Source organism: Rhizobium bangladeshense (assembly GCF_001662075.1).
Taxonomy (GTDB): Bacteria; Pseudomonadota; Alphaproteobacteria; order Rhizobiales; family Rhizobiaceae; genus Rhizobium; species Rhizobium bangladeshense_B.
The window spans coordinates 261058-276203 of the sequence record NZ_LYPL01000006.1 but is presented as its reverse complement, the minus strand read 5'-3'; the positions used below and the strand labels follow the sequence as shown (position 1 = coordinate 276203).

The window sequence follows — 15146 nt, the reverse complement described above, 5'->3', positions numbered from 1 at the left end:
ATCTCCAGTGTTCCTGCTTTGTTCTAATTTAGACCCTTGCACGCAGAAGTCAAGCGCGCGGGACCCTCACGTGGAAACGAGAGAAAACGGAGATCGAGATGCGGCCGCTGTTCAGTCGGCGGCTTCTATGACGGCGATGCCCGCCTCCTGCGCAGCCCTGACAAAGGCGGCCCGCACATGATCCGGTGGCAGATCGCCGATGATCGCATCCAGGCAGGATTTGACGGCTTCGAAATATTCCTCGCCATCGTCCACCGGCCAGTCATAGAGGAGCGTGCGCGCGGCATCCCACACAGAGTTAATAACGGCATAGTGCCCGAGCCCCATCGAGGCCAGGCCGACCGGTCGAAAATGTGCCGTCTGTCTCACTTTGCTACAGCTTTTCCTAATTTCGGCGAGCTAATCGATGATATGCAATTTGCGTGCCGTTGGCGGCGGCTTTTCGATCTTGGCCAATCATAGCCGCGACAGACATGTCTCTCCAACCAGGATCCGGCGGGCGAAGCCTGAGAACGGGAAACGCCTGAAGCCTCTCGAGGGGTCCGGTAACCCTGCAATCAGTCATTAAATGACAGATTATGGTAAATATCAGACTTAGCGTATCGAGCCTACTCGTTAAAACTGGCTATTTTCTTGCATATTCTACCGGATATGCAGCAACGCGTTCCCTTTCCGGAAGCAACGCAGCGCCACGATGCATCGCTGATTGTCCCGAAGGTGGACGGCGAGGCATCCAGATCGTACAATGCCGTTTCTTGCACGCGGCGGATCTGGGAGGACGCGCGATGCCCATCTTCATGGACCGGCACTATCTCGAAGGTACCTCGCCCGCCGAGGTTGCCCAGGCGCATCGCATGGATATCGACATTCAGGATCGATACGGCGTCAAGTTCCTTACCTACTGGTTCGACGAGCGGCGCGGGACGGCCTTCTGCCTGGTGGATGCGCCCGATATGGAAACCGTCCAATGCGTGCATCGCGAGGCGCACGGCTTTGTCGCCAATGAGATCGTCGAGGTGGCTCTGTCGGCGGTCGAGGCCTTTCTCGGCCGCATCAATGACCCTGATCCGGCGCCCGGCCAGTCGTCGCCGCAAATGGATCCCGGCCACCGGGCGATCCTCTTTACCGATATCGTCGGCTCGACCGAGATGACGGCGCGCCTCGGCGACCGCATGGGGACCGAGCTGGTCCGGGCCCACGACGCAATCGTGCGCCGATGCCTCGGCAAAAAATCAGGCCGCGAAGTCAAGCACACCGGCGACGGCATCATGGCGGCTTTCGCGGCGACAACGGCAGCCGTCGAATGCGCCATGGCGATCCAGCAGGAATTCCAACATTACAACGGCGGCAACAATGCCCAGCCGATCCATATCCGCATCGGGCTGGATTGCGGCGAGCCGGTCGAGGACAGCAACGACCTTTTCGGCTCGACCGTGCAACTGGCGGCCCGCCTCTGCGCGGCAGCCGCCAGCGACCAGATCCTGGTGTCGGAGAATATTTTCAGGGAATATGGCGCGACCGATGTCTTCGCCCACGCGACGCGCCGCCGGCTCAAGGGATTTTCCAAGCCGATGCTGGTTTTCCGATGCGACTGGAGCAACGCCAGCCAGCACCTGAGCTAGAGCGCGTCGGATCGAATTTGATTTATGCGACGCGCTTTAGCTCTTGTTTTATGCATATCGTTGTCCCGGAACCGCTTCACACTTTCGGGCGATATGCGTTAGCACTTTGTTTTTATGCATATCGTTATCCCGGAACCGCTTCACACTTCCGGGCGATATGCATTAGCCCTTTGTTTTTATGCATGTCGCCCGGAACCGCTGTACATTTCCGGGCGACATGCATCAGCGCACCGCCGATTATCTCGCGGCGGCCGAACCCGCCTCGTTTCGGCCGCGGCTGTGCGCTTATGGTCAGGCATTGCCGATCGGATGATCGCTCATCAGCGGCTCGAATTTCGTCGCGCCCTCGGTCTTCGCCAGCACGCCCGACATCTTCAGAAACCGCCGGAAATTCTCCCGCGCCGCGTTCAGCGGGAAACGGCCGCTCGCCGTATCCCTGCACGCCTTCAGCAGCGTGTCATATGCCAGACCTCGCTTGTCCTGCGGCCACTCCTCCAGAAAATCGAAGATTTCGTCGAGACTTGTGATCTCCGCGACGAAATGCTGACGACGAAGAAAAACTGGCTCGAACCGAGCTTCTGGCATAGTATCCTCCCATTTATATTACTTTTTTATGGGATTATATTACTGAAAAAGCTTGAGTAATTCAAGACAAATCAGGTTTGGTTCGCCAGCAAACACAGTGCAACTACTTCCATAACGACAGAATAGTACAGCCGGATCGGCCGGGCACAAAATGTGCAATCGCGTGTCATCAGATGCACGTCATCGCGTCCGGCTCTCCTCGCAATTGCATACGCCGCCATGATAGATTGCGCGCGCGGATCAACGCTGGAGGAGACGCAGATGAACCGATTTATAAGATTGGCCGCAGCCGGAGTGCTGATCGGTCTTTCCGCTATCGCATCTTCCTGCACTTCGCCTGCGCGGCATGCCAGGGAGGATTTCCAATATCAGCTGGATACATCCAGGAACCCGGCTTGCTCTGGCGGATTCAGACCTGGCAACGCGCGCTCGTGCAGCTATTGAAGGGCGCTGGGGTTGGCAGTGTCTGTGCAGCGACAGACGGGCAGACACCGCACGATGGCAAGCTCATAAGCTGTGTCGTTTCCGCATCACTGTCTGCATGGTTGTAAAAATCCGCTTGGCAATGGCGAATTGCTCCGCTACATAACGCTCACCGCTCAGATCTAACACTCCAGATCGAACACAGGGAGGCGTTGCATGACACCAGCATTCATCGACAGCTTCCCGCATGGAATGTGCCAACGCTAGGTCACTTCCATTCGCGGCCCGCCTCCAGCGCGCCCAACATGCGGTTTTTTCATCCTTCATAGCCCGATTGATCTGACGGGATCATTTTGTCTCCCGCCTGGGCTGTGGCATCTCACTCTCGATTTTGAGGACCGGTCGCCGAAATCCGGGCCGGGCAGGTTAAGATGACTCGCAAGAAGCTCGATTTTCGCGCCGATGCCTATCGCCAGGTGCTCGGCTTTGTTTTTCATCATTGGGCCCATCGGCCCGTTTTGGTGGGCGCCATCATCGCGTTGGTGGTATCAAGCACCCTGGCCGAAGTCATGGTGCCGGTGTTTTCCGGCCGGATCGTCGATGCCATTGCCGGCGGCAATGCGGCCGATGGCGCGCTCGGCGCCTTTGTCATGGTCGTGGTTCTGGGCCTGACCAGCGTCGTGCTGCGCTGGTTCATTTTCAACGGCATCATCCGGCTGACGCTGCGCATCATGGCGGATGTGGTCAACAATGGCTTCCACAAGGTGCAGCGGTTCTCCACCGACTGGCACGCCAACAGCTTTGCCGGGTCGACCGTGCGCAAGATCACCCGCGGCATGTGGGCGCTCGACTCGCTCAACGACCTGTTGCTGGTCGCGCTGCTGCCCTCCATCGTCATGCTCGTCGGCGCCAGTCTTGTGCTCGGCAGCTACTGGCCGGTCATGGGCCTGTTCGTGGCTCTGGGGTCGCTGATCTATATCGGCGCGACCGTGGCGCTTTCCATGGGCTTCGTGTCGCCGGCAGCGCGGCTCGCCAATGCCTGGGATACCAAGCTTGGCGGCGCGCTCGCCGATGCCATCAGCTGCAATTCGGTGGTCAAGGCCTTCGGCGCCGAAAACCGCGAAGAGCTGCGCCTGCACCACGTTCTGGCCAAATGGGACAGGCGCACGCGGCGCACATGGAAGCGCGGCACATTCAGCGGCACGATCCAGGGCTTCATGATGGTTTCCATGCAGGCGGGCATTCTGGGAACAGGCCTCATCATGTGGCGGCAGGGGCTGGCGACGCCGGGCGACATCACCTTCGTGCTGGCGATGTTCTTCGTTCTGCAGGGTTATCTGCGCAATGTCGGCCAGGACATTCGCAACCTGCAGCGCGCCGTCAACGACATGGAAGAGCTGGTGCTGCTCGACAAGATGCCACTGGGTGTCGAGGACAAGCCGGACGCCAAGCCGATCGCAATCGACACGGGCGAGATCGTCTTCGATCGCGTCACCTTCCAGTATGGCGCTCATCCCGATCCGCTCTATGAAGACTTTTCCGTCACCATCAAGGCGGGCGAGCGCGTCGGCCTGGTGGGGCATTCGGGCTCGGGCAAGACGACCTTCGTCAAGCTCATTCAGCGGCTCTATGACGTCAATTCGGGCGCCATCCGCATCGACGGCCAGGATATCGCACAGGTCAGGCAATCGGACCTGCGCAGCCAGATCGCCATCGTGCAGCAGGAGCCGATCCTATTCCATCGCACGCTGGCGGAAAATATCGCCTATGGCCGGCCGAACGCCTCGCGGCGCGAGATCGAGCAGGCGGCGAAACAGGCCAATGCGCACGGCTTCATCATAAGCCTTCCCAAGGGCTATGAAACGATGGTCGGCGAACGCGGCGTCAAGCTGTCGGGCGGCGAGCGGCAGCGCGTCGCCCTCGCCCGCGCCTTCCTGGCGGACGCGCCGGTGCTGATCCTCGACGAGGCGACGTCGAGCCTCGACAGCGAAAGCGAAGTGCAGATCCAGCAGGCCATGGAACGGCTGATGGACGGCCGCACGACGCTTGTCATCGCCCACCGCCTGTCGACGGTCCGCGCCCTCGACAGGCTGCTGGTCTTCGACAAGGGCAAAATCGTCGAAGAGGGCGACCACCAGGCGCTGATCCGCCTCAACGGCGGCATCTACCGCCGGCTGTTCGAACGGCAGGCACTGGAACTGACCAAGGGTCTGGTGGCGTAAACCTGAATGCCGGGGCTGACGCCCCGGCATTCAGACGGCTGACATGGTTCAACCTCGCTTTTCGTCAAGCTCGGGCTTTACCGCAAAGACAGCACAAGGCCGAGGATGACGGCGAGTTTTGCCAAACTCGCGCAAAGGCCCTCATGACAGGGCGAAGATCCTGACCTCCCTGCCGATGCCCTGGAGTTCCGCCATCCGGGACGCCGAGGTGACGCCGCTGTCACGCAGGATCTCTGAGACATTCACATCCTCGACGATCGCTTCCGTCGTCATGATCACGTTGGGGTCGGCAAGGCCTTGAACGCGGGAGGCGATGTTGACGGTCTGGCCGAAATAGTCCTGCCGGTCGTTGAGGTTGACGGCGAGGCACGGTCCCTCGTGAATGCCGATCTTCAGGAGCAGGTCTTCGCTACCGTGTTCGGCATTCAACCGGCGCATCGCCTCGCGCATTCTCAGTGCCGCCGCCACCGCACGGTCCGGGCTCGGGAAGGTCGCCATCACAGCGTCGCCGATCGTCTTGACGACGGCGCCCGCCTCGGTGGCGACGATCTCGTGAAGAACGCGGAAATGCGCCCGCACCAGGTCGAAAGCCGCAAGATCGCCGACACGCTCGTAAAGCGCGGTCGAGCCCCTCAGATCGGTGAACAGGAACGTCAGGCTGGTGATCTTCAGGCGCTGGTCGACGTCGAGCGTATCGGTCCTGTAGATGTCGCGGAAGCTCTGGTTCGTCAGCAGGCGCTTGGCCGTCAGAAAAGCCCGCCGGCGACCCAAGAGGTCATGCAGGTCATCTCCGGCGATGCAGACATTCGGCACGACCCGGCGATCAGTATGATTCTCCAGGGTGAGCCGCAGCAGACCCGGACGCAGCGTCACGGTTTCGTTCAGCGCATGCCCCCGGCTGATGACCATGGAGAGGTTCTGGCGTTCATTGGTGGGCTCGCCCTGCACATCGATGAACTGCGCGGAGTGCGTGACCGCATCGAAGATGATGACGAATTGCGCCGGCAGCTGCAGCGAGACGAATGCCTTCTCGCCAGGCGCCAGCTCGATCATCTCCAGCAGAATGCGTTGAAACTTCGCCTCCAGATCCTCCGGCAGATCGACGCCGGAGCTGAAGAAGATCTGGCGGTAATATTCGAGCGGTGGAAGCCGGTCGGGCTCGTGGGCGGCAATCCTGCGCACGCGCGGACTGACCGTGAAGGTGACCTCGACCATCTCGTCGAGCGTCGGTTCATATCCGGCCGCGCAAAGCGCGCAATGATAGGTGTCCTGAACGACGCCTTTGAGCGTTGCACCGCTGTCAAGGACGCCGCCGCAACCCGGGCAAAGCACATTCCAGGTCATCTCGAAGGCGCCTATGCGGGCGGCATGCAGAAAGGCAGCGATGGTTTTCTCTTCGTCGAGATGATGTTTTTCGGCGAAAGCGAGCGCATTGATGCGATTGAGATCGCGATCGGCGCCATGCCTGACGACGTTTTCGATGCACTCGACCGTCTGCGGGTCAGCCGCCTGTCGCAGGGTGGCAAAAAGCACGTCCATTTCACTCATTGGACAAGTCTCTGTGCAGACAACATGGGCGAACAACGCCGCTTCCGGGATCATAACACGGGACCTTGCCAATAGAAATCGACAGCCCCGGATGTCGCTTGTTTTCCGACCGATTAGAGTCGCCGCGGAACATCCGTTACTCGATTGCATCACGGCTGCGAAAAATTGATGTGAGCAGCGCACAAAAGGTGAACATCACCCCCTCGACTTCCGCTACAATCAGTCGTTTAGGCCCCTTTGGGCAGTCGCAAAGGAGAAACGATGGGTCGTCTTGTCGGCGCTGATGAAGGGGCTGGATCGGCGGAGCGGACCGAGGAATCCGGCCGTGCGAACGCGCTCGCGCGGGATATCACGGCGATCAAGATCGGCGATTGTCTGCTGGGCTACAAGGCCGTGCAGCGCCGGATGCGGGGCGGTCGCTGGAACCATTTCCGCGGCCGCATGCGCGAGATCGAGAAATTGATCCGGCACCGCCATGGAGAGATCGTGCCGGAGGCGGATGACGCCCTGATCTATCTCGAGGTGATCGCCAGCCTTGCTTTCGTCGAGTTCAAGGAAGGGTTTGTCGAGGTGGTGCTCGGCTGGGCGGCGCGGTGGGTCCCCTGGGCCGGGAAGGCCGCGATCGAGGAAATCATCTATGAGCGGACAAAGGTGCGCTTTTCCCCACTTTCCGCCGACGCGCTCGGCCATGCCCTGCATCTGAGCTACGCCGAACGCTGCGCCCTCGATATCCGCACCGTCGGCGCCTTCGACGTGCCGAAGGCGAAAAGGGCAAAACTGCAAAGGGCAAAGCGCCGCCAGCGCGAGCAGAGCCGCAAAGAGCAGCAACGCCGCGCCGCCGGCGCCGTTCCCAGGGCCGACTATCTCGCCAACTCCCTCAGCCAGTCCCGCCCCTGGGAGGCGCTCGGCATCAGCCGCCGGACGTGGGAACGGCGCGGCCGGCCGATGCCGGAACTCGAGGCGATACCGGAGGGTGGCTCGATCCCGCTCGCCGCTTAACCGGCGCTGCGGCTCTCAGCCGGGTGGTCCGAACCAGGTGATCATCGCGTCATGAAGCCCATCCTGCGTCCCCTCGCCGACCCATGCCACATATCCGTCGGGCCGGATCAGCACCGCGCTCGGCGCCGAAACCGCCCCAAGCGCCGGCAGCTCCCACGGACCGTCATGGCTCGCCTGAACCAGCCGGACGCGACCTGACCATGGCGCGATGTCGAGGCTGCCGGCTGCGCCGAGATTCAACAGCACCGGCCGCGCGTCTCTAAGCAGCGCAAAGACACGGATGGACCCGTCCGGCGTGGCGAGGTCGAGGTCGGGCATGCGGCGGCCGAGCAGCGGGTGTCCCTCGCCGAGATCGTAGCGGAGGGCAAGTCCGGACATTTCGCCGGCGATTGTCTTGCGGGCCTCCTCCAGCCCAAGCAGCTCCAGCACGATATCTCGGAGAGCTTCGGTGCGGTCATCAGTGCGCTGCAAGGCGACCTGGGCCATTGTAGTGCGCAACACGCGGGCAGCGACCGGATGCCGCTCGACATGATAGGTATCGAGCAGGGCCTCAGGCGATAGTCGCTTCACCACGTGGGCAAGCTTCCAGCCGAGATTGACGGCATCCTGAACGCCGGTATTGAGGCCCTGCCCGCCCACCGGCGAATGCACATGCGCGGCGTCCCCCGCCAGGAGAACCCTGCCCTTGCGGTAGGCCGCCGCCTGTCGCGACATGTCGGTGAATCTGGAAATCCACTTGAGATCATGAACTCCGTAATCCGTTCCGCAGGCGGCTATCAGCGCTTGCCTGAGATCGACGAGCGTCGGCTCGCCTACTGCGCCGGAATTCCTTTCCGTCACCATGATGGTGACCGGACCTTCACTGGCAAAGACGACCTTGCCGTCGCGGATTTCATAATCCTCGCGGCCGAAGGCATGCATGCCGAGTGATGTGCGATGGACGCCGAGCGGCGGCTCCTCCTCCACCTCCGCCTCGGCGAGAATATTGCTGGTCGTCGCGTCCCATCCGGGAAATTCAATGCCGGCCAGCTTGCGAACCAGGCTGCGGCCACCATCGCAGCCGACGAGATAGGCTGCCCGGATTTGCGAAGCGTCGGAGAGTTCGATGGTCACACCGGAAGCGTGCTGCACGAAGCCGGTCAGCTCGCAACCGCGATAGATCACGACCGGCAGCTCGCCGACCCATCCGGCCAGGATGCGCTCGATATGCTTCTGCCGCAGCGCCAGCCCGTAATTGTGCCGTGTCGGAAAATCGCTGATGTCCAACCGCGTGACCGCAAATCCGGTGACCTGGGCGATCTGCCCCTCCGTCAGGAACCGCTCGACGATGCCCCGCTGATCGAAAACCTCGAGCGTGCGCGCACTCAGTCCGCCGGCGCGCGAACCGACGATCTCCTGGTTCACGCGACGCTCGACAATGGCGACATCGACGCCCGCCAAGGCAAGCTCGCCCGCCAGCATCAGCCCGGTCGGCCCTCCTCCGGCAATCACGACCGTATGTTCCCTCATCTGCAAACTCCTCTGCTCCGACTGTCCGGATAACGTCTCAGCATTCCGCGCCGATACCGGCCCGGGTGGTGCTCCTGCAGCTGACCGGCTCTCTCAGGTGCCGAATTCCCCTGTCGCAGGTTGTTCCCCCTATAAATAAAGCTCTCTACTGGTGGGAAGGACTTGCGACAGGATTTCCGCCTTGCCTTCCAAAGCCCTTTTCGTTGCCGCTTGTACGGCTTCTTGGCTTGGACCCAGGCACTTCAACACGACCAAACCGGGTCAGCGCCGGATTTGGCAAAACGCCGTCCGTTTCACCATTCTTTCTCGAAGGGCGACTAAGAATAACTGGGATGGTGCCGCTCACTGCGGAGCTGTGGCCTTTTGCGGAATGGTCTCCGCAGCTGGCGGCTCAGACGGATCGGCCGGATGGCCATAGATCGTGTAGACGGCGCCCGCCAGAACGCCCAAGACGATGAGAGCGAGCACGTACAACATCATTCCACGGATGGCGGTTTTCGGTGTCTTGTCCATCGGGAACCTCCAAGATTACTCAGCGGTCAAATTCCATGCGAGCGCGTTTGGTTCCGGGTTGGACGTCTCGGAAAGGCAAATCGACGAGCCGTGTGCCCTCATCAGGACAATTTCTGACGACGCCGGCTTCGGCCCTCCCTCTCTCCCGGCGATAAAACAACTTACACGACAGCGTACATTTTCGCGAGTGTGTCCCTATTGCTACAGCCTTCTGTTGAGCAGCCGCTATATAATTCAGCTCTAATGTAATTCACGGGGTACGAAAATGAAGTTAGCTATCGCCACTACCTTTCTCGCACTTGTCGCTACGACTGCGTTCGCCGCCGATGTCGTTCCGGACGTCCCGGCTGCCCCTGTTGCGGCTGCACCCGTCTTCACCTGGTCGGGTCCGTATTTCGGTATCGATGGCGGCGCCGCTTGGCTGAACGGTGATTTCAGCGCCGGCGGTGCCTCTGCCTCTGAGGATTTCAACGGCGGCGTCTTCGGCGGGTTCGCAGGTTATAATTTCCAGTTCGATAACTTTGTCGTGGGCATCGAAGGAAACCTCGAACACAATTGGAACGAAGAGGACGCACTCGGCGCAGAAGTCGGAACGGATTGGGCTGGGGCCGTTCGCGGACGTGTTGGCTACGCCTTTGATAGGGCTCTGATCTACGGCGCCGCCGGTTGGGCCGCCACGCGCGGTTACGTCGATGCGCCTGGCCTCGATAAGGAAACCGAGACGTTCAACGGTTACACGGTTGGAGCAGGTGTCGACTTTGCCATCACCAACAACATCTTCGCCCGCGGCGAATACCGCTACAATGACTATGGCGAACAAGATATCCTGGGCGTTGACGTCGACCTCGACCAGCACGAGCTGAAGTTCGGTATCGGTGTGAAGTTCTAATAAGAATTCCTCGGATCGATACCATCAGAGCCTCGCCATGTTCGGCGGGGCTTTTTATCCTCAGAATCACGCCATGGTTCTCACGCCATAGGGATGCATCAATCCGGCCCGTTGAAGTGCTTGATTGACAATTATCGGAAGTATCGCCCTTCCCAGACGAGAAGGGCGGCCGGTTTTGCCAATACCTTGTGACGTGCGAAAACGTACAGGAACATTTGCCGCACAAAAGCCGCTATTGAACCTCGATTGCGGAGAGGGAGCTTCCTGTCTCCGCCCGCACTGCCGAACGCCGCTGCCCTCCAGTCCAAGCTCCTCCAGCCGTATCAGTCGACCCAGCGCTTTTGGCGCCAGCGTGTAATTACGTCAGGCTAATTGACCCGTCGCGAGCTTGTGTCACTCTCTCAGGTGCCGCAATCCCGCGGTACTCATACCCAACCTGCCCCGCGCGCGAGGGGCTTTTTTCTGAGTTTGTAATAGGGGGAAGAGAACGAAGCCATTCATTGAATTTCGGCTGATGTCCGCCAGAGCCGAGCGCAGGCAAACTGCGAGCATAAAGATTGAATGGCAGACCCAAACCTCTAGACAATCGCAATTGCTGTGATTCCGGCCTCCTCGGCAGCGCGCATGAGGGCGGCGCGTGCGAGCTTGGGTGAGCTGTCGCTCTGGATCGCATCCAGGCAGGTTACGGCTGCGATATATTCCCGGCCGTCGCCCGTTCGCCAGCATTTAATCAGCGCGTCGGCGACACTCCCAGCGATCGAACCAGGTGTTGTTCCTGGCCACTCATCACAAGCATCAGCGGTTCGAACCCTTCGCTCCTGCGCCAATCCACAATTCCGGCTGCCTGCATTGTCGTCGTCCTTCCTTTACCTCAACAGGATGGGGAAGCATCCAATCCAGGTGATGCCGGGGAAAGGCCGGACCTAAGTCGGACTGGCAGGGCGGCGCCCGCCCTTCATATATCAGCTTATGGTAATCTGCAGATCTTGGGAGGGGCGGATCAGGAGGAGGATATGAAGTTCGGCCCCAACAATCATGAGGAGCGCTGTCCGGAAGGCCATAGCTCGGCAGCGACCATCGCGACCATCTCGGCAGCTCTTGCCGCCGATCCTGACATTGACAGCAGCGCCGTCGAGATCAGAATGCTCGGTCCCGTCGTTCTACTCGAAGGCTATATAACGAAGGCCTCCGATCGCGACAGAATAATCTCGCTTGCGGCAATGATCGTCGGCTGGGAAAACGTCCACGACCGAATGCTGAGCCACGTACCCAGGCAATAGCGAAGGCATTAGACGGAGCAGGAATGTCAACGCTTTAGGAATTGCGACCGGTATACTGTTGGCGTCGACGTCTGCTCGCGCAGTCGTCGACCGTAACAGGCGCAACAGGTGGCGCTGCAACGGGCGCTATCGCCGGGGCATCGTCCGGCGGTGTGGCCGGCAGCGTCATCGTCGCCGCCGCCAAAGGTGGTGACCTATGTGCAGCAGGCTCCTGCCCCGACCAGACGCGTCGTGGTGAAGGAGAAGGTCGTCGGCCAGCCCCTACCGGAAACTGTGGTGGTGACACCGGTTTCCGACGATCCGACATATGCATACGCGATCGTCAACGACCAGCGTGTGATCGTCGACCCTTCCTCGCAGAGGCCTTGGTACAAGCCAGCGATCTGCAGATCGTTGCCAGCGGGCGGATCGATCCCGTGTGACTTTACGAGGCTCGCAAAGTCACAAATTTTCTTGGAAGTCTTTGATTTATGGTGAGAGCGTCGGGGTTCGAACCCGAGACCTACTGATTAAAAGTCAGTTGCTCTACCGGCTGAGCTACGCTCTCCCGTTCCGCAGGTGTGAAGCACCCCGGCTGGAAGTGGGCGGAACATAGGCAGGCGACCCATTGCGGTCAACCGAAAAATTCGGCTTTTTTCAGTGATCGGCACATTTCTTGCGCATGTAACGACACATCAGCGCCAAGCGCAAAAAGGTGATTGGCAATCGCGGCCTCGCAAAGCTAGGAACAGGGCGCAGATTGCAGCCGGAGAGAATGCGTGTCGATTGCCGATATTTCCCTGTGGAGCGCGTTGATAGCCGGGGCGCTTTCCTTTCTTTCGCCCTGCGTGCTTCCCCTCGTTCCGCCCTATCTCTGCTATATGGCCGGCATATCAGTCGAGCAGTTCCGCGGCGGCTCGGCGGTTGCCGTGGCGCCCGATATCAGGCGTGGTGTGCTGTTCTCGGCGCTGCTCTTCACGCTCGGCTTTGCCACCGTCTTCGTGGCGCTCGGTGCCGGCGCCTCCAGCATCGGCATGGCACTGCGCCAGCATCTCGACCTGCTCTCCAAGATCGGCGGGCTGATCATCATCGTCATGGGGCTGAATTTCCTCGGCCTGTTCCGAATCGGGCTGCTCGCCCGCGAGGCGCGCTTCCAGGGCGGCGGCAAGCCGGCGACACTGACGGGCGCCTATGTCATGGGCCTTGCCTTCGCCTTCGGCTGGACGCCTTGCATCGGACCGGTGCTCGGCGCGATCCTTGGTGTCGCCGCCTCGCGCGAGACGGTCGGCTCCGGCGCCGGGCTGCTGGCCATCTATTCCCTGGGCCTTGCCATTCCCTTCTGGATCGCCGCCGGTTTTTCCGGCGCCTTCATGCGCTTCCTGTCGCGCTTCCGCCGCCATCTCGGCACAGTGGAAAAGGTGATGGGCGTCTTCCTCATCCTCACCGGCCTCGCCTTCCTGTTCGGCTGGGTCAGCGATGTGGCGATCTGGTTCCAGCAGACCTTTCCGATTCTGATGCAAATCGGCTAGACCAGTCCCACTCCCCGCCGATCATTCCCGCGCACTGGAAGACCTCTTGGCCAAGCTGATCCCGCGCACCCCATCGCGGTTTTCATCGCGCTGACTGATGTCGGCGGTTTCGAGCCGGTCTGGATCCAGGCCGCCGTGCTGCTCGCCTCGCTGCCGATGGCGACCAACGTCTTCGTCATCGGCCAGCAATATGGGGTATGGCAGGAGCGCGCCTCGGCGACGATCCTGATCACGACGGTGCTTTCGGTGGCAAGCGTTTCGCTCTGGCTGATCGCGATCCGCTCAGGCCTTCTTCCGCTTCAGCTTTTCCTTTAAGGAATCGGGAATATCACGGAAGCCACGGCCGGGCTCGATGCCCTCGCGCATGACGAGGTTGCGCAGCGGCGGAATGGCCGAGAGGATATGCAGGCCCGCGGCGCGCAGCACCTGCACCGGCAGAAAATCGGAAAGCAGTGAGCGATTGAGGAGATCGACGCTCGCCGTACGCGTCATGATATCGACGCGGCGTCTGCGGTCGAAGCTGTCGCCGGCATCGGCCGGCACCGGCAATTCCGCCCTGTCGCAGAGGATGTCGACAAGCGCCATGATATCGCGCAGGCTAAGGTTAAGCCCCTGCGCCCCGATCGGCGGGAAAACATGGGCGGCCTCGCCGATCAGCGCAATGCGCCCCTTGCCGAAGCGATGCGCCATCATGCCGGACAGCGGCCAGAGCTGGACACCCTCCTCCACATCGACCTTGCCGAGCATGGACTGCATCTGTGCCTCGACAAGGCGGCCGAGTTCGGCCAGCGGCAACTCCATCCGGGCGGCGGCCTCAGAGGGATTTTGCACCCAGACGAGGCTGGAGCGGCTTCCCGGCAACGGCACCTGGGTAAAGGGGCCGTGTTTGGTGTGGAATTCGCTCGAGGTGTTCTGGTGCGGCAGGGAATGGGCGAAATTCAGCACCATGGCCGATTGCGGATAGGACCAGTTGCGCACGCCGATCCCTGATGTCTCGCGCAGCTTCGAGCCGCGGCCATCGGCGCCGACGGCAAAATCGGCCGTGACAGTCTCGCCGCCGGCGAGCATGATCGACACGCTTTCGGCGGAAATATCGATCGATTCAGCCATCTCGGTGAAACGGCTGATATTGCCCTCGGTGGCCGTCGCCGTTTCGAGAATTTCGGTCAGCGCCTTGTTGGGGAAATTATAGCCGAAGGCATCGAGGCCTACTTCGGCGGCGCGGAATGTCGTCGTCGGCGCGCGCAGCAGCCGGTCGGTGCCGTCGATGATGCGCATGCTGGTCAGCGGTGCTGCCGCCGGGCGCAGCCTGTCCCAGAGCGTCAGCCGATCGAGGAAGCGGATCGATTGATCCATCAGCGCCGTCGTGCGCCGGTCCTCCTTCGCGGCAACGGGTGCAACCAGCGCCACGCTGCGGCCACCGCGGGCGAGCGCGATTGCGGAGATCATGCCGGCGAGCCCGCCACCGATCACCGCGATTTCAAAAGTCTTCATGCTATTGTTCCGCCATCGCAAGAGGCGGACCGGCCGCTTATGCGGCCGGCTTCGCCTGACGGCGCCAACTATAGCCCTTGCCGGCTTCGGCGTCACGCACCGCCGGCTGATAATGATGGGGAATGGCGGGAAGACGATTTTGGGCAAGCCGCTTCAGCGCCGTGGCGTTGCTGACCGAGAAGCTGTCGATGCCGACGCGCAGCATCAGGGGCACCTGATCGATCAGCACGTCGCCGACGGCGCGCAGCTCGTTGGTGTAGCCTAAGCGCTGACGCAGCAGCGAGGCGTGGCTGAAGGCACGGCCGTCGTTGAAGGCCGGGAAGGCGACGGCGATGATGTCAAGGCGAGAGAGATAGGGCTCCAGCCGGCGCACGTCGTCAGCCGGCTTGATCAGCACGCCGAGGCCGACCTCATTGCTTTCGTCGGCCTTCGCGATCAGCTCGTCGAGGCCGAGCAGCGGCTTCTGCTCGCCGGTCACCTTCACCTCGTCGGTCTCGATCACCCAGGGATCGTTTTCGACAAAACCGGTTTCTCTCCAGATCTTCGTCATCATC

At 61.1% G+C, this 15146-nt stretch carries 14 protein-coding genes, 1 tRNA gene and 2 pseudogenes; 8 read left to right on the top strand and 9 right to left on the bottom strand.

Annotation, left to right across the window (positions count from 1 at the left end; translation table 11 throughout):
- Nucleotides 1–111: 111 nt before the first annotated feature.
- The gene (locus tag A7X77_RS14925) at nt 112–369 is read right to left on the bottom strand and encodes a DUF982 domain-containing protein (protein ID WP_064683653.1); all 258 of its coding nucleotides are present in this window, start codon (nt 367–369) and stop codon (nt 112–114) included.
- A gap of 416 nt (nt 370–785) precedes the next feature.
- On the opposite strand from A7X77_RS14925, the gene A7X77_RS14920 reads away from it, so the two are divergent.
- Nucleotides 786–1622, top strand: a complete 837-nt coding sequence (locus A7X77_RS14920) for a nickel-binding protein (protein WP_064683652.1) — start codon at nt 786–788, stop codon at nt 1620–1622.
- 291 nt (nt 1623–1913) lie between these two features.
- Here A7X77_RS14920 and A7X77_RS14915 read toward each other — a convergent pair whose 3' ends face one another.
- The gene (locus A7X77_RS14915) at nt 1914–2207 is read right to left on the bottom strand and encodes a DUF982 domain-containing protein (RefSeq protein ID WP_064683651.1); all 294 of its coding nucleotides are present in this window, start codon (nt 2205–2207) and stop codon (nt 1914–1916) included.
- Nucleotides 2208–3061: 854 nt separating this feature from the next.
- Here A7X77_RS14915 and A7X77_RS14910 point away from each other — a divergent pair.
- Nucleotides 3062–4852, top strand: a complete 1791-nt coding sequence (locus A7X77_RS14910) for an ABC transporter ATP-binding protein (protein ID WP_064683650.1) — start codon at nt 3062–3064, stop codon at nt 4850–4852.
- Nucleotides 4853–4993: 141 nt separating this feature from the next.
- Here the strand turns inward: A7X77_RS14910 and A7X77_RS14905 are convergent, their stop codons facing one another.
- The gene (locus A7X77_RS14905) at nt 4994–6400 is read right to left on the bottom strand and encodes an adenylate/guanylate cyclase domain-containing protein (protein ID WP_064683649.1); all 1407 of its coding nucleotides are present in this window, start codon (nt 6398–6400) and stop codon (nt 4994–4996) included.
- Nucleotides 6401–6661: 261 nt separating this feature from the next.
- On the opposite strand from A7X77_RS14905, the gene A7X77_RS14900 reads away from it, so the two are divergent.
- Nucleotides 6662–7399 (top strand): hypothetical protein, encoded by a 738-nt coding sequence (locus A7X77_RS14900; protein ID WP_064683648.1) that lies wholly within the window; start codon nt 6662–6664, stop codon nt 7397–7399.
- A 15-nt stretch (nt 7400–7414) separates the two neighbouring features.
- Here the strand turns inward: A7X77_RS14900 and A7X77_RS14895 are convergent, their stop codons facing one another.
- Together A7X77_RS14895 and A7X77_RS33515 are read right to left on the bottom strand one after the other, a co-directional pair.
- The gene (locus A7X77_RS14895; protein WP_064683647.1) at nt 7415–8908 is read right to left on the bottom strand and encodes an FAD-dependent monooxygenase; all 1494 of its coding nucleotides are present in this window, start codon (nt 8906–8908) and stop codon (nt 7415–7417) included.
- Between the two features lie 342 nt (nt 8909–9250).
- Nucleotides 9251–9421, bottom strand: a complete 171-nt coding sequence (locus A7X77_RS33515) for a hypothetical protein (RefSeq protein ID WP_197486838.1) — start codon at nt 9419–9421, stop codon at nt 9251–9253.
- 265 nt (nt 9422–9686) lie between these two features.
- Here A7X77_RS33515 and A7X77_RS14890 point away from each other — a divergent pair, with 265 nt between their 5' ends.
- Nucleotides 9687–10310, top strand: a complete 624-nt coding sequence (locus tag A7X77_RS14890; RefSeq protein WP_064683646.1) for an outer membrane protein — start codon at nt 9687–9689, stop codon at nt 10308–10310.
- A 578-nt stretch (nt 10311–10888) separates the two neighbouring features.
- On the opposite strand, the gene A7X77_RS32355 is transcribed toward A7X77_RS14890, so the two are convergent.
- On the bottom strand, nt 10889–11137 hold the full coding sequence (locus tag A7X77_RS32355; protein WP_348626298.1) for a DUF982 domain-containing protein: 249 nt from the start codon (nt 11135–11137) through the stop codon (nt 10889–10891).
- Between the two features lie 186 nt (nt 11138–11323).
- Here A7X77_RS32355 and A7X77_RS14885 point away from each other — a divergent pair, with 186 nt between their 5' ends.
- Nucleotides 11324–11590 (top strand): BON domain-containing protein, encoded by a 267-nt coding sequence (locus A7X77_RS14885; RefSeq protein WP_064683645.1) that lies wholly within the window; start codon nt 11324–11326, stop codon nt 11588–11590.
- 40 nt (nt 11591–11630) lie between these two features.
- A pseudogene (locus A7X77_RS32350) lies at nt 11631–11953 on the top strand (DUF1236 domain-containing protein); the annotation flags it as partial.
- A 108-nt stretch (nt 11954–12061) separates the two neighbouring features.
- Here A7X77_RS32350 and A7X77_RS14880 read toward each other — a convergent pair.
- A tRNA-Lys gene (locus A7X77_RS14880) sits at nt 12062–12137 on the bottom strand.
- Nucleotides 12138–12348: 211 nt separating this feature from the next.
- Between A7X77_RS14880 and A7X77_RS14875 the strand changes: the two genes are divergently transcribed.
- Together A7X77_RS14875 and A7X77_RS14870 are read left to right on the top strand one after the other, a co-directional pair.
- Nucleotides 12349–13098: a cytochrome c biogenesis CcdA family protein gene (locus tag A7X77_RS14875; RefSeq protein WP_064683644.1), complete on the top strand. Its 750-nt coding sequence runs from the start codon at nt 12349–12351 to the stop codon at nt 13096–13098.
- 66 nt (nt 13099–13164) lie between these two features.
- Nucleotides 13165–13413, top strand: a pseudogene (locus tag A7X77_RS14870) (AEC family transporter); the annotation flags it as partial.
- On the opposite strand, the gene A7X77_RS14865 reads toward A7X77_RS14870, so the two are convergent.
- The gene (locus A7X77_RS14865) at nt 13381–14592 is read right to left on the bottom strand and encodes a UbiH/UbiF family hydroxylase (protein WP_064683642.1); all 1212 of its coding nucleotides are present in this window, start codon (nt 14590–14592) and stop codon (nt 13381–13383) included. The pseudogene A7X77_RS14870 and the gene A7X77_RS14865 overlap by 33 nt on opposite strands.
- Before the next feature lie 37 nt (nt 14593–14629).
- A complete protein-coding gene (locus A7X77_RS14860) occupies nt 14630–15142 on the bottom strand; it encodes a DUF934 domain-containing protein (RefSeq protein WP_064683746.1) in 513 nt (170 codons plus the stop codon).
- Nucleotides 15143–15146 lie beyond the last annotated feature (4 nt).